Origin of the sequence: Micromonospora chalcea (assembly GCF_002926165.1) — a bacterium.
GTDB classification, from domain to species: domain Bacteria; phylum Actinomycetota; class Actinomycetes; order Mycobacteriales; family Micromonosporaceae; genus Micromonospora; species Micromonospora chalcea.
In genome coordinates this window covers 24,746-50,577 of sequence record NZ_MAGP01000001.1, presented here as the reverse complement: position 1 = coordinate 50,577, position 25,832 = coordinate 24,746, and the positions used below count along the sequence as shown (strand labels likewise).

The window sequence follows — 25,832 nt, the reverse complement described above, 5'->3', positions numbered from 1 at the left end:
TCGGAGAGCCGCTGGAGCAGCAGGACGCCGACGCCCTCGCCCCAGCCCGTGCCGTCGGCGGCCTCGGCGAACGCCTTGACCCGCCCGTCGGCCGCGAGGCCGCGCTGCCGGGAGAACTCCAAAAACGCGCCCGGGGTCGACATCACCGTGACGCCGCCGGCGAGGGCGAGGTCGCACTCGCCGCTGCGCAGCGCCTGCGCGGCCAGGTGCAGCGCCACCAGCGACGACGAGCAGGCCGTGTCGACGGTGACCGCCGGGCCGTGCAGCCCGAACGAGTATGCCAGGCGGCCCGAGACCACCGACGCGCCGTTGCCGGTCGCCTGGTAGCCCTCCACCTGCGAGCGGGCGCCCAGCAGCAGCGTGGCGTAGTCCTGCCCGTTGGTGCCCATGAAGACGCCGGTGGCGGAGCCGCGTACCCGGTGCGGGTCGATGCCGGCGCGTTCGAAGACCTCCCAGGTGGTGTGCAGCAGCAGCCGCTGCTGCGGGTCCATGGCGAGGGCCTCGCGCGGGTTGATCCCGAAGAACGCGGCGTCGAAGCCGACGACGTCGTGCAGGAAGCCGCCGCTGCGGGTGTAGCTGGTGCCGACCCGCTCCGGGTCGCTGTCGAACAGGCCGTCGAGGTCCCAGCCCCGGTCGGCCGGCATCGGCGTGACCGCGTCCACCCCCTCGGCCAGCAGGCGCCACAGCTCCTGCGGCGACGACACGCCGCCCGGGAAGCGGCAGGCCATGGAGACGATCGCGATCGGCTCGTCGGACGCCGGCCGGGCAGAGGCCACGCCGCCGGTGACCGGGCCGCCGTCCGCGCCGACGACGATTTCGGTACGCAGGAAGCGGGCGAGTTCCGCCGCGGACGGGTGGTCGAAGACGACTGTCGACGGCAGGGTCAGGCCGGTGACCCGGCCCAGCCGGTCCCGCAGTTGCACGGCGGCGAGGGAGTCGAAGCCCAGTTCCCGGAACGCCCGGCCGGCGGGCACCTGGTCGGTGGTGGGGTGGCCGCGCACGGCCGCCGCCTCCGCGCGGACGAGGTCGACCAGCAGCGCCTCCTGGCCGGTCGCCGGCAGCGTGGCGAGCCGGTTGCGCAGCCCGTCGGTGGCCGCGGCGCTCTCCGGCCGCTGCGGCTCTTCGGCGACGGCGGGGGCGACCCGGTCGAAGAGGTGGCTCGGCCGTGCGGCGGTGAACGCCGTGACGAACCGGGACCAGTCGACGTCCACGATCACCGGGGCCGCCTCGGGGGCGTTCACCCAGCGGCCGAGCGCCGCGACGGCGGCGTCGGGCGCGAGCGGGCTGAACCCGCGGCGGCGCAGGCCGTCGGCGGTCTCCCCGGCGGCCATGCCGTCCTCCGCCCACGGGCCGTACGCCAGCGCGGTGGCGGGCAGGCCCTTCGCCCGGCGGGCTGCGACGAGGGTGTCGAGCAGGGCGTTGCCGGCCGCGTAGCCGGCCTGCCCGCCGCCGCCCCAGACACCGGCGACCGAGGAGAAGACCACGAACGCGTCGAGGTCGCGACCCCGGCAGGCGGCGTCGAGGTGCAGGGCGCCGAGCACCTTGCCGGCCAGGGTGTCCGACAGCTCGCCGTCGGTCACCTCGTACGCCGGGGTGGTGCCGCCGGACGCTCCGGCGGTGTGCACGACGGCGGTCAGCTCCGGCAGGTCCGCCACGAGGGCGTCGACGGCGGCCCGGTCGGTGACGTCGCACGCCACGACCCGCACCGCACCCAACTCGGCCACCAGCTCCGCCACACCCGGCGCCCCCGGACCCCGCCGCGAGGCGAGGACCACCTCACCGGCCCCGTTCGCCAGCAACCAGCGGGCCACGTGCCGACCCAACGCTCCCGTACCACCGGTCACCAGCACCGTCCCGGCGGGCCGCCAACCTGACCCGGCGGGCGGCGCGGCCGGCACCAGCCGCCGGCCGAAGATGCCGCTGCGCCGGACGGCCACCTGGTCCAGGGTGCCGTCGGCGAGGACCGCGACGAGCCCGGCGCGGGCGCCGCGGTCGGCGCGGGCGGGCAGGTCGACCAGGCCGCCCCAGCGGTCCGGCTGTTCGAGGGCGACGACCCGGCCCAGGCCCCAGGCCAGGGCCGCCCAGACGTCGTCGACCCGTTCGCCGGCCGTGACGGGCATCGCGGTCCGACTGAGCGCCCACACCCGTCCGGCCAGGCCGGTGTCGGTGAGCGCCCGGACGAGGGTGAGCAGGGCGGCCGTGCCAGCGGGCAACGCCGGCGTGTGCGCCGGGGGCCGGTCCTGGCGGGGCAGGACGCAGAGCACCCCGGCCCAGCCGTCCCCGCTGATCCGGCGCAGCCGCTCGCCCAGGTCGGCGCGGTCGAGGGTGGACGACACGGTGAGCGTGTCCACCCGGGCGCCGGCCTGGGTGAGGGTCTTCGCCACGCCCGCGTCGGCGCCGCTGTCGACGGTGACGATCAGCCACCGCCCGGACAGCCTGGTCTTCGGGTTCGGCCGGACCGGCTCCCACCCGATCCGGTACGACCACCCGTCCAACGCGGTGTCCCGGGACCGGTGACGACGCCAGCGCGAGAGGACCGGCAGGGCCGGGCCGAGCGTGTCCAGGGCGTCGGGGTCGTCGCCGAGTTCGGCGGCGAGGGCGGCCAGGTCGCCACGCTCGACGGCGGTCCAGAACTCGACGTCGCCGCCGTCCGGGGCGGCCCGCTTCTCGGCCGTGCCCTCGGGCCAGTAGCGCTGGTGCTGGAAGGCGTACGTGGGCAGGTCGACGCGGCGCGCGCCGGTCTCGGCGAACCACTGCGTCCAGGTCACCGGCACGCCGTGCACGTGCAACTCGGCCAGGGCGTGCAGCAACGCCTGCACCTCCGGACGGTCCCGGCGCTGCACAGCCACCGCCAGCACACCGTCGTCGTCAGGCAGCACGTCGGCGGTCATCGCGGTCAGGACGCTCTGCGGCCCGACCTCCAGGAACGTGTCCACACCGGCAGCCCGCAGAGCGGCGATCCCGTCGGCGTAGCGCACCGCCTCGCGCACATGCCGCACCCAATACTCCGGCATGCGGATCTCATCGCCGGCCAGGGCCCCGGTCACGTTGGACACCACCGGCAGCAGCGGCGTGGCAAAGGTGAGGCCGTGCAGGACCGCGCGGAACTCGTCGAGCATCGGCTCCATCAACGGGCTGTGGAACGCGTGGCTCACCGTCAGCCGGCGAGTGCGCACGCCCCGGTCGCGCCAGTGCCGCTCCACCTCGTCGAGGGCCTCGACGGCACCGGACACCACCACTGCGGTGGGTCCGTTGACCGCAGCGACGCCCACCCGGTCGGTGAGCCCGGCGATCGACTCGACCACCGCAGCCTCGTCGGCGGCCACGGCCAGCATGCCGCCGCCCGTGGGCAGCGCCTGCATCAACCGACCCCGCGCGGCGACGAGCTGACACGCGTCGGCCAGGGACAACACGCCCGCGACATGCGCCGCGGTCACCTCACCGATCGAGTGACCGGCCAGCATGTCCGGCACGATCCCGAACGACTCCACCAGACGGAACAGCGCCACCTCGACCGCGAACAACCCGGCCTGCGTGAACACCGTCTGATCCAGCAACTCCGCCTCGGCGGAACCCGCCTCAGCGAACAGCACCTCCCGCAACGGACGCGGCAACAACGGATCCAGGTGCCCGCACACCTCGTCCAACGCGGCGGCGAACACCGGGAACCCGGCGTACAACTCCCGACCCATCCCCGCACGCTGCGCACCTTGGCCGGAGAAGAGCAGCGCGAGCTGGCCGCGTACGGCGGTGGAGCCGGTCACGACGGTCCCGGAGGGCTCGCCCGCATCGAGGGCTCGAAGCGCGGTGAGCAGGTCGTTGCCGTCGGAAACCACGGCGACGGCGCGCTGTTCCAGCGCGGGCCGGGTGGTGACGGAGGACCAGGCCACGTCCAGCGGACGCGGGGCCGCGTCGGCGGCGAGCCAGCGCGCCCACCGGCCCGCTTGGCCGGCCAGGGCCGCGTCGGAGCGCGCGGAGAGCAGCACCGGTACGACCGGCGGCACGTCGCGGGCGACGATCTCGCCCTCGATCGTCTCGGCGGGCGGCTGCTCGACGATCACATGCGCGTTCGTGCCGGAGATCCCGAACGACGACACCGCCGCCCGACGCGGCCGGTCCACGGCCGGCCACGGGGTGGGCTCGGTCGCGAGGGCCACCGCCCCGGCCGTCCAGTCGATGTGTGGGGACGGCTCGTCCACGTGCAGGGTCGGCGGGACGACGCCGTGGCGCATCGCCATGACCATCTTGATCACACCGGCGACACCGGCGGCGGCCTGCGTGTGCCCGATGTTCGACTTGACCGAGCCGAGCCACAACGGCTCCCGCCCCTGCCGGTCCTGCCCGTACGTGGCCAGGACGGCCTGCGCCTCGATCGGGTCACCCAGCGTCGTGCCGGTGCCGTGCGCCTCCACGGCGTCCACGTCGGCCGCAGTGAGCCGCGCGTTCGCGAGGGCCTGCCGGATCACCCGCTGCTGCGACGGACCGTTCGGCGCGGTCAGCCCGTTCGACGCACCGTCCTGGTTCACGGCCGTGCCCCGCACCACGGCGTAGATCTTCCGGCCCTCGCGCTGGGCGTCGGAGAGCCGCTGCACCAGCAGCACGCCGACGCCCTCGGACCAGCCGGTGCCGTCGGCCGACGCCGCGAACGACTTGCAGCGACCATCCTGCGACAGGCCGCGCTGCCGGGAGAACTCGATGAACGTGCCCGGCGTCGCCATCACCGTCACACCACCGGCCAACGCCAGATCACACTCGCCGGAACGCAACGCCTGCGCGGCGAGATGCAGCGCCACCAGCGACGACGAGCACGCCGTGTCCACGGTGACAGCCGGGCCCTCCAACCCGAAGGTGTAGGCGACCCGACCGGACAGCACGCTGCCGGAGGTGCCGGTCCCGACGTAGCCCTCCACCTCGGTCGGCAGGTCCATGAGCCGGGAGGCGTAGTCGTGGTACATGACACCGGCGAACACACCCGTCCGGCTGCCCCGCAACCGCTGCGGATCAAGCCCCGCCGACTCGAACGACTCCCACGACGCCTCCAACAGCAACCGCTGCTGCGGATCCATCGCGAGCGCCTCGCGCGGCGAGATCCCGAAGAAACCGGGGTCGAACTCTGCCGCGCCGTACAGGAAACCGCCGTGGCGCGTGTACGACGTACCGCTGCGGTTCGGGTCCGGGTCGAAGAGCGACTCCAGGTCCCAGCCGCGATCCGCCGGGAACTCCCCGATCCCCTCACCGCCGCCGGCCAGCAACTCCCACAGTTCGTCGGGGGATTCCACCCCGCCCGGGTAACGGCAGGCCATGCCCACGATCGCGATCGGCTCGTCGGCGCCGACGACCGTGCCGGCGACCTGTGCGCCGGCCGACGCGCTGACGCCGGCCAGCTCCGACCACAGGTGGTCGGCGAGCACGGCCGGGGTCGGATAGTCGAACACCAGCGTCGAGGCCAGCCGCAGCCCGGTGGCCGCGTTCAACCGGTTACGCAGGTCCACCGCCGTCAGCGAGTCGAAGCCCAGCTCCCGGAACGCCCGGTCCGCCGGCACCGACTCCGCACCACCGTGCCCCAACACCTGCGCGACCAGGCCCCGCACCAGCACGTCGATCTGGGCGCGGCCCTCGTCCTCGGTGAGCCCGGCGAGCCGGTCGGCCCAGTCGCCAGCGCCCTGCCCCGCCTGGCGGCGGGTGCCGGTCACGCCGATCAGGGTGCGCAGCACGGCCGGCACGGGGCCGCCGGAGGCCGCCGCCCGGAGCGCGGGCACGTCGATCACGGCCGGTACGAGGGCCGGACGGTCGGCACGCAGGGCGGCGTCGAAGAGTTCCAGCCCGACCTCGGCGCTCATCGGCGTCAGACCCGCCCGCGCCGAACGCGCCCGATCCGCCTCCTCGATCGAGGCGGCCATGCCGGCGGTGTCCCACATGCCCCACGCGAGACTGACGGCCGGCAGACCCAACTGCCGCCGGTGGACCGCAAGCCCGTCGAGGAAGGCGTTGCCCGCCGCGTACGCCGACTGACCGGGCGAGCCGAGCACACCCGCCACCGACGAGAACACCACGAACAGATCCAGATCCAGACCCGCCGTCGCCTCGTGCAGGAACCAACCCGCCGACACCTTCGGCGCCAACACCCCGGCCAGCCGCGCCGCCGTCAGCCCCTCCACGACACCGTCGTCCAGGACGCCGGCGGTGTGCACGACACCCGCCAGCCGACCCTCGGCGGTGACCTCGGCAACCAAAGCGCCGACCTGGTCCCGGTCGGTCACGTCACAGGCGGCGATCCGCACCGACGCGCCCAGCGCGGACAGCCGCTCCGACAGCTCGCCCGCACCGGCGGCTTCCGGACCGCGCCGCGACACGAGCACCAGCGACCGCACGCCGTGCACCGACACCAGGTGCTCCGCGACCAGCGCCCCGAGCGCACCCGTACCGCCGGTCACCAGCACCGCGCCGTCACCCAGGCTGGGCGTCTGTGCGGCCGTGATGCCGGCCCGGACCAGGCGCGGCGAGTACACCGCGCCCTCGCGGACGGCGAGCTGGCCGCCGGTCGTGGCCGGTTCCCGCAGGACGCCGTCCAGCAGGGCAACCAGCGCGGCGTCCAGGTCGCCGTCGACGTCCGCGAGGACCATGCGGCCCGGGTGCTCCGACTGCGCCGAACGCAGCAGACCCCACACCGCCGCGCTCGCCAGGTCGGTCACCCGGTCGCCGTCGCCGATCGACACCGCGCCCCGGGTCACGACCACGAGCCGCGAGTCCGCCAGGGCGTCCGCCGCGAGCCAGGACTGCACCGTCGCCAGCACGTCCGAGGTCACTGCCCGGACCGACTCCGGCGTCGCCGCGCCGGGCGCGGGGAACACCGGCAGCAGCAGCGTCCGGGGGACGGGCTCCTCCCCCGTGACCGTCGCCACGTCGGCGTACGTGGGCATTCCTACCGGTGCCGGCAGCTCCAGGCCGCCGGTCACCAGCGCCCATCCGGAAAGCTCCCCGGCGGGTGCGGTCTGCACGGCCGGCCACCGCAGCTCGAACAGCGACCGCGAGGCCACGCCCGGCGCGGCCGCGCCGGTCAGCTCTCGCAGGACGAGGGAGTCCATCGACACGACCGGCGCGCCCACCTCGTCGTACGCGGCCAGCCGCAGTCCGGAGCCGTCGCGGGTCAGGCGCACCCGCAGCGTCCCCGCGCCTGCGGCGTGGACCTGCACGCCCTCGAAGGCGAACGGCACCCGTGGTCCGCTCGATTCCTCGCCACCGAGCAGCAGCCCGATCGGGTGCAGGGCGGCGTCCAGCAGCGCCGGGTGCACGCCGAATCCGGCGCTCTCCGTGGCGGCGGCCTCCGGCAGGGCCACCTCGGCGAACAGTTCGTCGCGGCCGACCCAGGCGCGCTGGAGTCCCTGGAAGACCGGCCCGTACGCCAGGCCGTGCTCCGCCAGCGTCGCGTACCACCCCGCGAGGTCCACCTCCGACGTCGGGGCGGGGGGCCAGGTGATCGTGTCGGGCTCGTCGGCGGTGGACGCCTCCAGCACACCCTCCGCGTGCCGGGTCCAGCCCGCCTCGGGATCGTCGTCGGGGCGGGAGTAGACGGCGACGGGACGCTGCGGCGACTCCGACGTGGACACCCGCACCTGAATGCGTACGCCGCCGGATTCGGGGAGCACCAGCGGGGCGGCCATGGTCAGCTCACGCAGCCGGGAGAGGCCCACCTCGTCGCCGGCCCGTACGGCCAGCTCGACCAGGGCCGTGCCGGGTACGAGCGTCAGCCCGGAGACCGTGTGGTCGGCCAGCCACGGGTGCGTGGTCAGGGAGAGCCGGCCGGTCAGCACCATCTCGTCGTCGCCGGCCAGGTCCACTGTCGCGCCGAGCAGCGGGTGCCCGGTGCGGCCGAGTCCGGCCCCGGACACGTCGCCCGTACGCGCCCGGCCGGCGGTGGGCCAGTAGCGCTGGTGCTGGAAGGCGTACGTGGGCAGGTCGACGCGGCGCGCGCCGGTCTCGGCGAACCACTGCGTCCAGGTCACCGGCATCCCGTGCACGTGCAGCTCCGCCAGGGCGTGCAGCAGCGCGTGCGCCTCCGGACGGTCCCGGCGCTGCACAGCCACCGCCAGCACACCGTCGTCGTCGGGCAGCACGTCGGCGGTCATCGCGGTCAGGACGCTCTGCGGCCCGACCTCCAGGAACGTGTCCACCCCGGCAGCCCGCAGAGCGGCGATCCCATCGGCGTAGCGCACCGCCTCGCGCACATGCCGCACCCAATACTCCGGCGTGCAGATCTCGCCTGCGTCGGCCAGGGCACCCGTCACGTTCGACACCACCGGCAACAACGGCGCAGCAAACGTGAGGCCATGCAGGACCGCGCGGAAATCGGCCAGCATCGGCTCCATCAACGGACTGTGGAACGCATGGCTCACCGTCAGCCGGCGCGTACGCACGCCCCGATCCCGCCAGACCCGCTCCACCTCGTCCAGGGCCTCGACGGCACCCGACACCACCACTGCTGCGGGGCCGTTGACGGCCGCGACACCGACCCGGCCGGTCAGCCCGACGATCGACTCCGCCACCGCCGCCTCATCGGCGGCAACGGCCAGCATCCCGCCACCGGTCGGCAGCGCCTGCATCAACCGACCCCGCGCGGCGACGAGCTGACACGCGTCGGCCAGGGACAACACGCCCGCGACATGCGCCGCGGTCACCTCACCGATCGAGTGACCAGCCAGCATGTCCGGCACGACCCCGAACGACTCCACCAGACGGAACAACGCCACCTCGACCGCGAACAACCCGGCCTGCGTGAACACCGTCTGATCCAGCAACTCCGCCTCGGCGGAACCCTCCGACGCGAACAGCACGTCCTTGAGCGGACGCGGCAGCAACGGATCGAGCTGCGCACACACCTCGTCCAGCGCGGCGGCGAACACCGGGAACCCGGCGTACAGCTCCCGGCCCATCCCGGCACGCTGCGCGCCCTGGCCGGAGAAGAGCAGCGCGATCTGGCCGCGCTGGCCGGTGGCGCCGGAGACGACCGTACCGGTGGGGTCGCCGTCGGCGAGGCCGGTCAACGCCGCGACCAGGTCGTCCCGGTCGGCGGCGGTGACGACCGCCCGGTGTTCCAGCGCGGGCCGGGTGGTGACGGAGGACCAGGCCACGTCCAGCGGACGCGGGGCCTCGTCGGCGGTCAGCCAGCGCGCCCACCGGCCCGCCTGCGCCGACAGCGCGGCGGCATCGCGGGCCGACAGCAGCACCGGCACGACCGGCGGCACGTCGCGGGCGACGACCTCACCCTCGATCGTCTCAACCGGCGGCTGCTCGATGATCACATGCGCGTTCGTGCCGGAGATCCCGAACGACGACACCGCCGCCCGACGCGGCCGGTCCACGGCCGGCCACGGGGTGGGCTCGGTGGCCAGGGCCACCGCCCCCGCCGACCAGTCGACATGCGGCGACGCCTCGTCCACGTGCAGCGTCGCCGGCACCAGACCGTGCCGCATCGCCATGACCATCTTGATCACACCGGCCACACCGGCAGCCGCCTGCGTGTGCCCGATGTTCGACTTCACCGACCCCAACAGCAACGGCCGATCCTGCGGACGCTCCTGCCCGTACGTCGCCAGCAGAGCCTGCGCCTCGATCGGGTCACCCAGCGTCGTGCCCGTGCCGTGCGCCTCCACGGCATCCACGTCCGCCGGGGACAGGCGCGCGTTCGCCAGCGCCTGCCGGATCACCCGCTGCTGCGACGGACCGTTCGGCGCGGTCAGCCCGTTCGACGCGCCGTCCTGGTTCACGGCCGTGCCACGTACCACCGCCAGCACGCGGTGCCCGTTGCGCCGCGCGTCCGACAGCCGTTCCACGAGCAGCACGCCGACGCCCTCGGACCAGCCGGTGCCGTCGGCGGACGCCGCGAACGACTTGCAGCGGCCGTCGGCCGACAGGCCGCGCTGCCGGGAGAACTCGATGAACGTCCCCGGCGTCGCCATCACCGTCACACCACCGGCCAACGCCAGATCACACTCGCCGGAACGCAACGCCTGCGCGGCGAGGTGCAGCGCGACGAGGCTGGAAGAACAAGCGGTGTCGACGGTGACCGCCGGGCCCTCGAGCCCGAAGGTGTAGGCGACCCGACCGGACAGCACGCTGCCCGACGTGCCCGTGCCGACGAAGCCCTCGGCGTCCGGCGGCAGGTCCATCAGGCGGGAGGCGTAGTCGTGGTACATGACACCGGCGAACACACCCGTCCGGCTGCCCCGCAACCGCTGCGGATCAAGCCCCGCCGACTCGAACGACTCCCACGACGCCTCCAACAGCAACCGCTGCTGCGGATCCATCGCCAGGGCCTCACGCGGCGAAATACCGAAGAAGCCCGGGTCGAACTCCGCCGCCCGGTACAGGAAACCACCATGGCGCGTGTACGACGTACCGCTGTGCTCCGGGTCCGGGTCGAACAGGCTCTCCAGGTCCCAGCCGCGATCGGTGGGGAACTCCGAGATCCCGTCGCCGCCGCCGGCCAGCAACGCCCACATCTGGTCGGGACTGTCGACGCCACCGGGGTAGCGGCAGGCCATGCCCACGATCGCGATCGGCTCGTCGGTGCCGGCGGTGAGCACCGCCGTCTGGCGGGCGGTGATCTGCCCGGAGACCTGCTCGTGCAGGTGGTCGGCGAGCACGGCCGGGGTCGGATAGTCGAACACCAGCGTCGAGGCCAGCCGCAGCCCCGTGGCCGCGTTCAACCGGTTACGCAGGTCCACCGCCGTCAGCGAGTCGAAGCCCAGCTCCCGGAACGCCCGGTCCGCCGGCACCGACTCCGCACCACCGTGCCCCAACACCTGCGCGACCAGACCGCGCACCAGCACGTCGATCTGGGCGCGTGCCTCGTCGGGCGCCAGGCCCGCGAGCTGGTTGGCCCAGTCGCCGCTCCGCGCGGCCCGTCGCCGGGCCGCCGTCGACCCGATCAGGGTACGCAGCACGGCCGGCGCCGGGCCGGCGCCGAGCGCTGCGCGCATCGCCGGTACGTCGATCACAGCCGGCACCAACGCCGGCCGCTCCGCCACCAGGGCGGCGTCGAACAGCTCCAACCCGATCTCGGCGCTCATCGGCGTCAGACCCGCCCGCGCGGACCGCGCCCGGTCCGCCTCGTCGATCGAGGCGGCCATGCCTGCCGTGTCCCACATCCCCCACGCCAGACTCACCGCAGGCAACCCGAGCTGCCGCCGGTGGACCGCAAGCCCGTCGAGGAACGCGTTGCCCGCCGCATACGCCGACTGACCCGGCGAACCCAACACACCCGCCACCGACGAGAACACCACGAACAAGTCGAGATCCAGCGCCGCCGTCGCCTCATGCAGGAACCAACCCGCCGAAACCTTCGGCGCCAACACCCCGGCCAGCCGCGCCGCCGTCAGCCCCTCCACGACACCGTCATCCAAGACACCAGCGGTGTGCACCACACCCGCCAGCCGACCCCCGGCGGAAACCTCCGCCACCAGCCCGAACACCTGGTCCCGGTCCGTCACGTCACAGGCAACGACCCGCACCGACGCACCCAGCGCCGACAGCCGCTCCGACAACTCGCCCGCACCGGCGGCTTCCGGACCGCGCCGCGACACCAGCACCAGCGACCGCACACCATGCGCCGACACCAGATGCTCCGCCACCAACGCCCCGAGCGCACCCGTACCACCGGTCACCAGCACCGCACCGTCACCCACAACCGGCGTCTCCACCGACACCGCAGCGACCGCACGCACCAGGCGCGGCACGAACACCTCACCCGCACGCACCGCGACCTGACCACCGAACGCCACCGGCTCGTCGGCCACTGTGGTCAGCACACCCAGCAGCCCGGCGTCCACGTCGACGTCGACGTCCGCCAGCACGATGCGACCCGGGTGCTCCGACTGCGCCGACCGCAGCAGACCCCACACCGCCGCACCGGCCAGGTCGGACACCCGGTCGTCCGCCGCCACCGACACCGCGCCCCGGGTCACCACCACCAGCCGCGACTCCGCCAGCGCGTCCGCCGCCAGCCAGGACCGCACGGTCGCCAGCACGGCCGTGGTCGCCGCGCGTACCGCGTCGGGGACCGCGCTCTCCGCCGCGTCGAGCGGCAGCAGCAGCGCCTTCGGTGCGACCGTCCGGCCGGCGTCGACGGCCGCGACGAGCGCCTCGACGTCGCCGTACGCCGGCAGGTCGGCGGTTGCCGGCGAGCCGACCAGCGCCCAGCCGGAGAGGTCTCCGGCGGCGGCGATCTCCTCGGCCTGCCAGGTGAGTTCGAACATCGCGCGGGCCGCCGCGCCTGCCGCGGTCACGCCGGTCAGCTCGCGCAGGGCGAGGGAGTCGACCGAGACCACTGCCGCGCCCGACTCGTCGCACGCGACCAGACGCACCGCCGAGCCCGTACGCGACAGCCGGACCCGCAGCACCCGCGCGCCCGAGGCATACACCTGCACACCCTCGAACGCGAACGGCACCCGCGGCCCACCCGGACCCTCCGCACCCACCAGCAGTCCGATCGGATGCAGCGCCGCATCCAGCAGCGCCGGGTGCACACCGAAGCGCGCCGCCTCCGTCGCCACCTCATCCGGCAACGCCACCTCGGCGAACACCTCGTCGCCGCCCGTCCACACCCGGCGCAGCCCCCGGAACACCGGCCCGTACGCCAGGCCACGCTCCGCAAGCACCGGATACCAGCCCGCCACGTCCACCTCGGACGCACCGACCGGCGGCCACTCCCCCACGCCCGGCTCGTCGGCCGACGCCGGCTCCAGCACGCCCTCCGCATGCCGCACCCAGTCAGCCTCCGGATCACCCTCGGACTGCGAGTGCACCGCCACGACTCGGGTGCCGGTCTCGTCGGCCGCGCCGACGCGTACCTGCACCCGCACCGCGCCGGACTCCGGCAGCACCAGCGGCGCGGACACGGTCAGCTCCCGCACCCGCGACGCACCCACCTCGTCACCCGCCCGCACCGCCAACTCCACCAGGGCAGCGCCCGGCACGATCACCGCGCCGGAGACGACGTGGTCGGCGAGCCACGCGTGCGTCGACGTCGACAGGCGGCCGGTCAGCACCACCATGTCCTCGCCGGCCACGGAGACCGCCGCGCCGAGCAGCGGGTGCCCGGCGACGCCGAGGCCCGCCCCGGACACGTCGGCGATACGCGTCTGGCCCGCGCCGAGCCAGTACCGCTGGTGCTGGAAGGCGTACGTGGGCAGGTCGACCCGGGCGGCGCCGGCGTCGGTGAACCACTGCGTCCAGGTCACCGGGACACCGTGGACGTGCAGGTCGGCGAGGGCGTGCAGCAGTGCCTGCGGGGCGGGCCGGTCCCGACGCTGGACGGCCACCGCCAGCGCGTCATCGGCGAGCAGGTCGGCGTTCATGGCGGTCAGGACGCTCTGCGGGCCGATCTCCAGGAAGGTGTCGACCCCGGTGGCCCGCAGGGCGGCGATGCCGTCGGCGTAGCGGACGGCCTCCCGCACGTGCCGCACCCAGTACTCGGCACGGGTGATCTCCTGCGGGTCGGCGAGCGCGCCGGTCAGGTTCGACACCACCGGCAGCAGCGGCGCCCGGAACGCCAGCCCCGCCAGGACGGCGCGGAACTCGTCGAGCATCGGCTCCATCAGCGGGCTGTGGAACGCGTGACTTACCACCAGCCGGCGCGTACGCACGCCCCGCTCCCGCCAGACCCGCTCCACCTCGTCCAGGGCCTCGACGGCACCGGAGACGACGACGGCGGCAGGCCCGTTGACGGCCGCGATACCGACCCGGTCGGTCAGCCTCGCGATCGACTCCACCACCGCCGCCTCGTCGGCGGCCACCGCCAGCATCCCGCCACCGGCCGGCAACGCCTGCATCAACCGACCCCGCGCGGCCACGAGAACGCACGCGTCGGCCAGGGACAACACCCCGGCCACATGCGCAGCCGTCACCTCACCGATCGAATGACCAGCCACCACATCGGGAACAACCCCGAACGACTCCACCAGACGGAACAGCGCCACCTCGACCGCGAACAACCCGGCCTGCGTGAACACCGTCTGATCCAGCAACCCCGCCTCGGCGGACCCCGACGACGCGAACAGCACCTCCCGCAACGGACGCGGCAGCAACGGATCGAGCTGCGCACACACCTCGTCCAACGCGACGGCGAACACCGGGAACAGGGCGGACAACTCCCGGCCCATCCCGGCACGCTGCGCACCCTGGCCGGAGAAGAGCACGGCCAGCTGCGTACGCGTCGTGCCGGTCCCCGTTGCCACGGCGGCGGCCGGCTCACCGGCGGCGAGCGCCCGCAGCCCGGCCAGCAGTTCGTCCCGGCCCGTCGCGGTGACCACCGCACGGTGCTCCAGCACGGCCCGGCTGACTGTCGACGACCAGCCGACGTCGGCGGGGCGCAGTTTCTCGTCGTCGGCGATCCAGCGGGCCCAGCGGTCGGCCTGCGCCGCGACGGCGGCCTCGGAGCGGGCCGAGAGCAGCACGGGCGTCGGCAGCGACCCGGCGGCGGGCGTCGGCGCGTGCTCGCCCCGGGTGGGCTCCGCTTCGGCGGGGGGCTGCTCGATGATCACGTGCGCGTTGGTGCCGCTGACGCCGAACGACGAGATCGCGGCGCGACGGGGCCGGCCCGCCGCGGGCCAGTCGCGGGCCTCGGTGAGCAGGGAGACCGCCCCGGCGCTCCACTCGATGTGCGGGGACGGCTCGTCGACGTGCAGCGTCGACGGCAGCACCCCGTGCCGCATCGCCATGATCATCTTGATGATGCCGGCCGCCCCGGCGGCGGCCTGGGTGTGGCCGATGTTCGACTTGATCGAGCCCAGCCACAGCGGCCGGTCGGCGGGCCGGTCCTGCCCGTACGTCGCCAGCAGGGCCTGCGCCTCGATCGGGTCACCCAGGGTCGTGCCGGTGCCGTGCGCCTCGACGGCGTCCACGTCGGCCGTGGTCAGCCGGGCGTTCGCCAGGGCCTGCCGGATGACCCGCTGCTGCGACGGGCCGTTGGGGGCCGTCAGCCCGTTCGACGCGCCGTCCTGGTTCACGGCGCTGCCCCGTACCACCGCCAGGATCCGCCGGCCCTCCCGCTGCGCGTCGGAGAGTCGTTGCACCAGCAGCACGCCGACGCCCTCGGACCAGCCCGTGCCGTCCGCCGACGCCGCGAACGACTTGCAGCGACCGTCCTGCGACAGGCCCCGCTGGCGGGAGAACTCGATGAACGTGCCCGGCGTCGCCATCACCGTCACGCCACCGGCCAGGGCGAGATCGCACTCGCCGCCGCGCAGTGCCTGCACCGCGAGGTGCAACGCGACCAGCGACGACGAGCACGCCGTGTCGACAGTGACCGCCGGGCCTTCGAGGCCGAAGGTGTACGCGACCCGGCCGGACAGCACGCTGCCGGAGGTGCCGGTGCCGAGGTAGCCGCCCACGCCCTCGGGCAGGTCCTGCACGCCGGAGGCATAGTCGTGGTACATGAGCCCGGCGAAGACGCCGGTCCGGCTGCCACGTAGCCGCGACGGGTCGAGGCCGGCCGACTCGAACGTCTCCCAGGACGCCTCCAGCAGCAGTCGCTGCTGCGGGTCCATGGCGATCGCCTCGCGCGGCGAGATGCCGAAGAAGTCCGGGTCGAACTCGGCGGCCCCGTACAGGAAGCCACCGTGGCGGGTGTACGACGTCCCGGGGTTGTCCGGGTCGGGGTGGAAGAGCCGGTCGAGGTCCCAGCCCCGGTCGGTGGGGAACTCGCCGATACCGTCGGCGCCGGCGGCGACCAGGTCCCACAGCTGCTGCGGGTTCGTCACGCCGCCCGGGTAGCGGCAGGCCATGCCCACGATGGCGATCGGCTCGTCGACGTTTGTCGCCCGCACGGCCCGCTGCTGCTCGGCGACCTGGCCGGACAGCTGCTCGTACAGGTGCTCCGACAGGGCAGCGGGGGTCGGGTAGTCGAAGACGAGCGTCGACGTGAGCCGCAGTCCGCTCGCGCTGTTGATCCGGTTGCGCAGCTCGACGGCGGTCAGCGAGTCGAAGCCCAGTTCCCGGAACGCCCGGTCCGCCGGCACCGCCTCGGCGCCGCCGTGGCCGAGCACCTGCGCGATCATCCCGCGCACCAGCAGGGCCACCTGCGTACGCGCCTCCTGCGGGTCGAGGCCGGCCAGCCGGTCGGCCCACGCGCCGGTGCCGGAGCGGCGACGCTTCGCTGCCGGTCCCACCAGGCCCCGCAGCATCACCGGCACCCGGCCGGCGGCGGTCCGTGCCCGCATGGCGGGCAGGTCGACAACGGCCGGCACCAGCGCCGCGCCGCCGTGGGTCAGGGCGGCGTCCCACAGCCCGAGCCCGACCGGGGCGGTCATCGGGACCAGACCGGCCCGGGTCACCCGCGCCCGGTCGGTGTCGTTGATCGACGCGGCCATGCCGTCGGTGTCCCACATGCCCCACGCGAGGCTGACGGCGGGCAGCCCGCGCTGCGCCCGCAGCACGGCGAGGGCGTCCAGGAAGGCGTTGCCGGCCGCGTACGCGGCCTGGCCGGGAGAGCCGAGCACCCCGGCGACGGAGGAGAAGAGCACGAACAGGTCGAGGTCCAGCTCGGCGGTCGCCTCGTGCAGCCACCAGCCCGCCGTGACCTTCGGGGCCAGCACGTCCGCCAGCCGGTCGGCGGTGATCCCGCTGACGATGCCGTCGTCGAGGACGCCGGCGGTGTGGACCACCCCGGCCAGGCGGTCGTCGGCGGTGATGGACCGGACCAGCTCGCCGACGCGCTCACGGTCGGTCACGTCCGTGGCGACCACGCGGGCGGTCGCGCCCAGCGCGGCCAGCCGCCGCACCAGCTCGTCGGCTCCGGGGGCCGCCGGGCCCTGCCGGGACGCCAGCACCAGCGAACGCACGCCGTAGGCGGTGACGAGGTGTTCGGACACCAGGGCGCCCAGCGATCCGGTGCCGCCGGTGACGAGGACGGTTCCCCCGCCGAGGGTCGCCGGGGTCCGCGCGGCGCCCGTGGCGCGGACCAGCCGCGGCAGGTACGCCGTACCCGAACGCACCGCGACCTGCCCGCCGAGGTCGGGGTCGTCGGCGGCTGCGGCGAGCAGGGCCAGCAGGTCGGCGTCCAGGTCGGCGCCGGGTTCCAGGTCGGCCAGCACGAGCCGGCCGGGGTGCTCCGACTGGGCCGAGCGCAGCAGGCCCCAGACCGCCGCCCCCGCCAGGTCGCTGACGCGGTCGTCGGCGCCGGTGGTCACGGCGCCGCGGGTCACGACGACCAGCCGCGAGTCCGCCAGCGGCTCGGCCGCCAGCCACGCCTGCACCGCGCCGAGGACGTCCGTCGTGGCGGAGCGCACCGCGTCGGGCACGTCCGTCCCGGAGGTCGCCGGGGTGACGGGTAGCAGCAGCGCCGCCGGGGCGGTGCCGTCCGTCGCCGCCGTGGTCAGAGCGGCGACGTCGGTGTACGCCGGGAGCTGCGGCGCGCCGTCGAGCGGGCGGTCACCGAGCACGGCCCAGCCGTACGCGCCGTCGGGCGCGGCGATCTGCTCGGGCTGCCAGGAGACCTCGAACAGGGATCGGTACGCCTCGTCCGGCGCGGCCGCCAGGCCGGTCATCTCGCGCAGTGCCAGCGAGTCCACCGACACCACGGGCACGCCCGTCTCGTCGGCGGCGACCAGCCGCACCGAGTTGCCGGAGGCGGTGAGGCGGACCCGGAGCGTCCGGGCGCCGACGGCGTGGACCTGCACACCCTCGAACGCGAACGGCACCCGGGGACCGCCGCCCGACTGGTCGGCGGGCAGCAGCCCGACGGGGTGCAGGGCGGCGTCCAGCAACGCCGGGTGCACCCCGAAGCCCGCCGGGTCACCGGTGACCTCGTCGGGGAGGGCGACCTCGGCGAACACCTCGCCGTCGGCGGTCCACGCCCGGCGCAGGCCCCGGAAGACCGGCCCGTACGCGAGCCCGTGCTCGGCGACCGTCGCGTACCAGCCGGTGACGTCCACCTCGGACGCGCCGGGTGGCGGCCAGGCGCCCGGGGTGGGCTCGTCGGCAGTGGGGACGCCGACGAGGCCGTCGGCGTGCCGGGTCCAGCCCGACTCGGAGTCGTCCTCGGGCTGGGAGTGCACGGTCACCGAGCGACTGCCGGTCCCATCGACGGGACCGACCCGGACCTGGACCCGTACTCCGCCGCCGGTGGCGGGCAGCACGAGCGGGGCGAGGACGGTCAGCTCGCGGACGCGGGACGCGCCGACCTCGTCGCCCGCGCGGACGACGAGGTCCACCAGCGCGGTGCCCGGCACCACCACGGCGCCGGAGACGACGTGGTCGGCGAGCCACGGGTGCGTCGACACCGACAGCCGGCCGGTCAGCACCACCATGTCCTCGCCGGCGACCGACACCGCCGCACCGAGCAGCGGGTGCCGCGCCACGCCGAGGCCGGCCCCGGAGACGTCGGCGGACTGGCCGGTGGGCGGCAGCCAGTACCGCTCCCGCTGGAAGGCGTACGTGGGCAGGTCGACCCGCCGTGCGCCGGTGTCGGCGAACCACTGCGTCCAGGTCACCGGCATCCCGTGCACGTGCAACTCGGCCAGGGCGTGCAGCAACGCCTGCACCTCCGGACGGTCCCGGCGCTGCACAGCCACCGCCAGCACACCGTCGTCGTCAGGCAGCACGTCGGCGGTCATCGCGGTCAGGACGCTCTGCGGCCCGACCTCCAGGAACGTGTCCACACCGGCAGCCCGCAGAGCGGCGATCCCGTCGGCGAACCGCACGGCCTCGCGCACGTGCCGCACCCAGTAGTCGGCCGTGCGGATCTCGTCGCCGGCCAGGGCCCCGGTCACGTTCGACACGACCGGCAGCAGCGGCGTGGCAAACGTGAGGCCGTGCAGGACCGCGCGGAACTCGGCCAGCATCGGCTCCATCAACGGACTGTGGAACGCGTGGCTCACCGTCAGCCGGCGAGTGCGCACGCCCCGCTCCCGCCAGACCCGCTCCACCTCGTCGAGGGCCTCGACGGCACCGGACACCACCGCTGCGGTGGGTCCGTTGACCGCAGCGATACCCAGCCGATCGGTCATCCCGGCGAGAGACTCCGCCACCGCAGCCTCATCAGCGGCCACCGCCAGCATCCCGCCGCCCGTGGGCAGCGCCTGCATCAACCGGCCCCGCGCGGCGACGAGCTGACACGCGTCGGCCAGGGACAACACGCCCGCGACATGCGCCGCGGTCACCTCACCGATCGAATGACCGGCCAGCATGTCGGGAACGATCCCGAACGACTCCACCAGGCGGAACAACGCCACCTCGACCGCGAACAACCCGGCCTGCGTGAACACCGTCTGGTCCAGCAACTCCGCCTCAGCACTACCCGCCTCAGCGAACAGCACCTCCCGCAGCGGACGCGGCAACAACGGATCCAGGTGCCCGCACACCTCGTCCAACGCGACGGCGAACACCGGGAACAGGGCCGACAACTCCCGACCCATCCCCGCACGCTGCGCACCCTGACCCGAGAACAACAGCGCCAACTGGCCGCGCTGGCCGCCCGGGCCGGTGAGCACGCCGGCCGAGACCTCGCCCGCCGACACGGCTTCGAGGCCCGCCAGCAGTTCGTCCCGGCTCGCCCCGCACACGACGGCCCGGTGCTCCAGTACGGAACGCGACGCCACCGACGACCACGCCACGTCGAGCGGGCGCGGGGCCCCGGTGCCGCCGAGCCACTGCGCCCAGCGGCCAGCCTGTGCCGACAGCCCGGCCGCGTCGCGGGCCGACAGCAGCAGCGGCAGCACCGCCGGCACCCGGGACGGCTCGTCACCGGTGACCGGCTCGTCGCCGTCGGCCGGCTCGTCCGCGTCGGTCGGCGTGGGCGGCTGCTCCAGGATCAGGTGCACGTTCGTACCGCTGATGCCGAACGACGACACGGCGGCCCGGCGGGGCCGGTCCACCGCCGGCCAGGGGCGCGCCTCGGTGAGCAGGGAGACCGCGCCGGCGGACCAGTCCACGTGGGGGGTCGGCTCGTCGAGGTGCAGGGTCCGTGGGAGCAGGCCGTACCGCATCGCCTGCACCATTTTGATCATGCCGGCGACGCCGGCGGCGGCCTGGCTGTGGCCGATGTTCGACTTGATCGAGCCGAGCAGCAGCGGCCGGTCGGCAGGGCGGCCCTGGCCGTACGTGGCCAGCAGGGCCTGCGCCTCGATCGGGTCGCCGAGGACGGTGCCGGTGCCGTGCGCCTCGACGGCGTCCACGTCGGCCGTGGTCAGTCGGGCGTTCGCGAGGGCCTGCCGGATCACCCGCTGCTGGGCCGGCCCGTTGGGGGCGGTGAGACCGTTGGACGCGCCGTCCTGGTTGACGGCGCTGCCGGCGAGCACGGCGAGCACCTGGCGGCCCTGCCGCCGGGCGTCGGAGAGGCGCTGGACGAGCAGCACGCCGACGCCCTCCGACCAGCCGGTGCCGTCGGCGTCGGCGGCGAAGGACTTGCAGCGCCCGTCCGGGGCGAGGCCGCCCTGGCGGGAGAACTCGACGAAGGCGCCGGGCGTCACCATGACGGTGACGCCGCCTGCCAGCGCCATGTCGCATTCGCCGCCGCGCAGCGCCTGGGCGGCCAGGTGCACAGCCACCAGCGAGGACGAGCAGGCGGTGTCGACCGTCACCGCCGGGCCCTCCAGCCCGAAGGTGTACGACACCCGGCCCGAGATGACGCTGTGCGCGCCGCCGGTGAGCTGGTAGCCGGCCAGCTCGGCCGGGGTGTCGGTGGTGCCGTAGCCCGACGGGGAGGCGCCCACGAAGACGCCGGTACGGCTGCCGCGCAGCTCCTCCGGGTCGATGCCGGCCTGCTCCATGGCCTCCCAGGACGCCTCCAGCAGCAGCCGCTGCTGCGGGTCCATGGCGACGGCCTCGCGCGGCGAGATGCCGAAGAAGCCCGGGTCGAATGTGGTGGCGCCGTCGACGAAGCCGCCCTCGCGGGTGTGTGAGACGGGTTGCCCGTCGGCGTCGACGGCCAGCAGCCGGCCCATGTCCCAGTGGCGGTCGTCGGGGAAGCCGCTGATGCCGTCGCGCCCGGTGGCGACCAGCTCCCACAGGTCGTCCGGGTTGGCCACGCCGCCCGGGTAGCGGCAGCTCATGCCGACGATGACGATCGGGTCGTCGTCGACCGGCCCGGCGGGGCCCCAGGCGGTGACGGTCTCGACCTCGTGCAGGCGCAGCGTCGCCGACAGGTGGTCGGCGAGGGCGGCCGGGTTCGGGTAGTCGAAGACCAGGGTGGTGGGCAGGGTGAGGCCGGTGGCGGCGCCGAGCCGGTTGCGCAGCTCGACGGCGGTCAGCGAGTCGAAGCCGAGTTCCTTGAACGCCCGGTTGGCCTTGACCAGTTCGGTGCCGGAGTGGCCGAGCACGGCGGCGGTGTGCGTGCGTACGAGCTCGGTCAGGTGGCGGTCCTGCTCGGCGCGGGGCAGCGTCAGCAGGTGCTGCCGCAGCCCGCCGCCGACGGTGCCCTCCGGTTCCGCGTCGACCACGCGCAGGGCGTCGCGCGCCTCGGCGATGTCGTCGAGCAGGGGGCGGGCGCGGGCGGCGGCGAACGCGGGGGTGAACAGGGACCAGTCGACGTCCGCCACGGTCACCGCCGGCCCGGCCCGGCCGACGGCGCTGCGCAGCGCGTACACGGCCTGGGCCGGCGACATGGGGCTGAGGCCACGGCGGGCCAGCAGTTCCTGCCCCTCGCCACTGGCCATGCCGCCGTCGGCCCAGGGGCCCCACGCCACGGCGGTGGCGGTCAGGCCGCGGGCGCGGCGCCGCTCGGCGAGGGCGTCGAGGAAGGCGTTGCCGGCGGCGTACGCGGCCTGGCCGCCGCTGCCCCAGATGCCGGCGATCGAGGAGAACAGCACGAACGCGTCGAGCGGTCGGTCGCCCAGCAGCTCGTCCAGGTGCACGGCGCCGGCGATCTTGCCGTCGAGCACCCCGGCCAGGCCGGCGAGGTCGGTGTCGACGAGCATGTTCAGCTGGCCCACCCCGGCGGCGTGCACCACCGCGGTCAGGGGCGCCGGGTCGGCGTCGACGTCGCGCAGCAGCGCCTCGACGCGGGCGCGGTCGGCCATGTCGGCGGCGACCAGGCTCACCCGGGCGCCGAGCGCGGTCAGTTCGTCGCGCAGCTCGGCCGCCCCGGGGGCGTGCTCGCCGCGGCGGCTGGTCAGCACGAGGTGCTCGGCGCCGTTGGCCGCCGCCCAGCGGGCCACGTGCGCGCCGAGCGCCCCGGTGCCGCCGGTGACGAGGACGGTGCCGGACGGCTGCCAGCGGTCGACGGTGCCGACGGCCGCCGGCGTGGCGCGCACCAGGCGCCGCACGAAGACGCCGGAGGGCCGCACGGCAACCTGGTCCTCGTGGCCGCCCGCGGTCAGGACGCCCACCGCGTGGTCCCAGTCGTCGCGCCCGGGCGCGTCCGGCAGGTCGACCAGGCCGCCCCAGAGCTGCGGGTGTTCCAGCCCGGCGACCCGGGCCAGGCCCCACAGCCCGCCCTGGGCGACGCTGCGCACCGGGTCGGTGTCGCCGGTGCCGACAGCGCCCCGCGTGAGCATCCACAGTGGTGCCGCGACGTCGGCGGCGTGCAGGGCCTGCACCAGCGTCATCGTGGCGGACCTGCCGAGCGGCACCGCCGGCTGGCCGGGGTGGGGTCGCTCCAGCAGGCCCAGCAGGGAGACGATCCCGGTGAACGGGGTGTCCCCCACGGCGCCGGCCAGCCGCGACGTCACCTCGTCGCGCTCGGCGAGCGGGTCCACCGCCAGCCGGTACACCTCGCCGCCGGCGGCGCTCAGCGCCCCCGCGAGCGCCCCGGCCCACTCGGTCGTGGCGGCGTCGTCGGCGGGCTCCACGAGCAGCCAGCGTCCCGGCGGGGTGAGCGGTGCGGGGACGGTGGTCCGCTTCCACACCACCCGGTACGACCAGCTGTCGACTACGGCGTCCCGCAGCCGCGCCTTGCGCCAGGACGACAGGACCGGCAGGGCCGGGGCCAGGACGCCCGCCCCGTCGGTGCCGAACTGCGCGGCGAGGGCCGCCACGTCGGAGCGCTCGACGGCCGACCAGAACTCGACGTCCACCACGTCCGGGCTGACCGGGCCGGTGGCCGAGGCCGGCATCTGCTCGGGCCAGTAGCGCTGCCGCTGGAACGCGTACGTGGGCAGGGCGACCGGGGTCGCTCCGGCGCCGGCGTAGAGGGCCGCCCAGTCGACGGGTACCCCGTTGACGTGCAGCTCGGAGAGGCCGGCGAGCAGGGCCCGCGCCTCGGGGCGGTCGGCGCGCTGCGCGGCGACGGCCAGCACCCCGTCGTCGGCGGGCAGGATGTCGCCGACCATCGCGGTCAGGACGCTGCGCGGGCCGATCTCCAGGAACGTGTCCACCCCGGCGGCGCGCAGCGCGGCGACCCCGTCGGCGAAACGCACAGCCTCCCGCACGTGCCGCACCCAGTAGTCGGGACTACGGATCTCGTCGACGTCAGCCGGCGCACCGGTCACGTTCGACACGACCGGCAACGCCGGCGCCTCGAACGTCAACCCCTCCAGGACCACCCGGAACTCGTCCAGCATCGGCTCCATCAACGGACTGTGGAACGCATGACTCACCGACAACCGGCGCGTACGCACACCCCGCCCACGCCAGACCCGCTCCACCTCGTCGAGCGCCTCCACCGCACCGGAGACCACCACCGACGTCGGCCCGTTGACAGCCGCGACCCCCACACCGGTCAAGCCGTCCAGCGTCGCCAGCACATCGGCCTCGGCCGCCGCAACGGCCACCATCCCACCACCGGCCGGCAACGCCTGCATCAACCGGCCCCGCGCCGCCACCAACACACACGCATCCGCCAGCGACAACACCCCCGCCACATGCGCGGCCGTGACCTCGCCGATCGAGTGACCGCCGACCAGGTCAGGGGCGACGCCGAACGACTCCACCAGGCGGAACAACGCCACCTCGACCGCGAACAGACCCGCCTGCGTGAACACCGTCCGGTCCAGCAGCTCCGCCTCGGCGGAACCCTCGGCTGCGAACAGCACCTCCTTGAGCGGGCGCGGCAACAGCGCGTCGAGCTGTGCGCACACCTCGTCCAGCGCGGCGGCGAAAACCGGGAACTCCGCGTACAACTCCCGGCCCATGCCGGCACGCTGCGCGCCTTGACCGGAGAAGAGCACCGCGAGCGGACCCCGGTCGGCGGCCTGCCCGGCGACCAGCGCGCCGGACGGCTGCCCGGCGGCCAGGGCACGCAGCCCGGCCAGCAGCTCCTCACGGCCGGTCGCGGAGACCACGGCCCGGTGCTCCAGCGCGGAGCGCGACACGACCGACGACCAGCCGACGTCCACGGTGCGGAGGGCCTCGTCGTCCTCCAGCCACCGGGCCCAGCGACCCGCCTGCGCGCTGAGCGCTGCCTCGGAGCGGGCGGAGAGCAGCACGGGCACCGCCGGCAGGGCGACGGTGGGGGCCGGCCCGGTGTCGGCGGGGTCGGCGGCGTCCGGGGCGGGCGGTTCCTCGATGATGGTGTGCGCGTTCGTGCCGGAGATCCCGAACGACGACACGGCCGCCCGGCGGGGACGGTCGGTCGCGGGCCACGGCGTCGCCTCGGTCACCAGCGACACCTCGCCGGCCGACCAGTCCACCTTCGGCGTCGGCTCGTCGACGTGCAGGGTGGACGGCACGAGCCCGTGCCGCATCGCCATCACCATCTTGATCACACCGGCCACGCCGGCGGCCGACTGGCTGTGGCCGATGTTCGACTTGATCGAGCCGAGCAGCAGCGGCCGGTCGGCAGGGCGGCCCTGGCCGTACGTGGCCAGCAGGGCCTGCGCCTCGATCGGGTCACCGAGGACGGTGCCGGTGCCGTGCGCCTCGACGGCGTCCACGTCGGCCGTGGTCAGCCGCGCGTTCGCGAGGGCCTGCCGGATCACCCGCTGCTGGGCCGGCCCGTTGGGGGCGGTGAGACCGTTGGACGCGCCGTCCTGGTTGACGGCGCTGCCGCGGATCACGGCGAGGACCGGGTGTCCCTTGCGCTGCGCGTCCGACAGCCGCTCCACCAGCAGCATGCCGACGCCCTCGGACCAGCCGGTGCCGTCGGCGGCGGCGGCGAACGACTTGCAGCGGCCGTCGGGGGCGAGCCCCCGCTGCCGGGAGAAGCCCACGAACGGGCCGGGGGTGGCCATGACGCACACCCCGCCGGCCAGGGCCAGGTCGAAGTCGCCCTGCCGCAGCGCCTGGCACGCCAGGTGCAGGGCGACCAGCGACGACGAGCAGGCGGTGTCCACGGTGACCGCGGGGCCCTCCAGGCCGAGGGCGTACGCGATCCGCCCGGAGACGACGCTGGTGGCCGTACCGGTCAGCAGGTAGCCCTCGTCGGCGCCCTCGGCCTCGCTCTGCGGGCCCATGCCGTAGCCGTTGGCGGCGGTGCCGACGAAGACGCCGACCTTCTGCCCCCGCATCGAGGCGGGCGCGACGCCGGCGTGCTCGAACGCCTCCCACGACGTCTCCAGCAGCAGCCGCTGCTGGGGGTCCATCGCCACGGCCTCGCGCGGCGAGATGCCGAAGAACTCCGCGTCGAAGTCGGCCGCGTCGTAGAGGAAGCCGCCCTCGCGGGTGGTGGAGCGGCCGGCCCGGTCGGCGTCCGGGTCGTACAGGTTGTCCAGGTCCCAGCCCCGGTCCGTCGGGAAGCCGCCGATCGCGTCGCCGCCGGAGGCCACCAGGTCCCAGAGCTGCTCGGGGCTGGCGACGCCACCCGGATAGCGGCAGGACATCGCGACGATGGCGATCGGCTCCCTGGCGGCGGCGGTCAGCTGCTGGTTGAGCTGACGGAGGCGGCCCGTCTCCTTGAGCGACGCGCGAAGCGCCTCGACGACCTTGTCTGCGGACGTAGACATCATGAGCTCCGTACTGGG

The 25,832-nt window shown here is 74.8% G+C and carries 1 protein-coding gene (cut by a window edge); it reads right to left on the bottom strand.

All coding sequences use genetic code 11. The features are described 5' to 3' along the window. Positions 1-25,814, bottom strand: the 5' portion of a protein-coding gene (locus BAW75_RS00020; RefSeq protein WP_104112326.1) for a type I polyketide synthase. The gene continues 4,006 nt to the left of window position 1, outside the view; 25,814 of the gene's 29,820 nt are visible here — the first part of the coding sequence; its start codon is at positions 25,812-25,814; its stop codon lies off the left edge, out of view. Positions 25,815-25,832 lie beyond the last annotated feature (18 nt).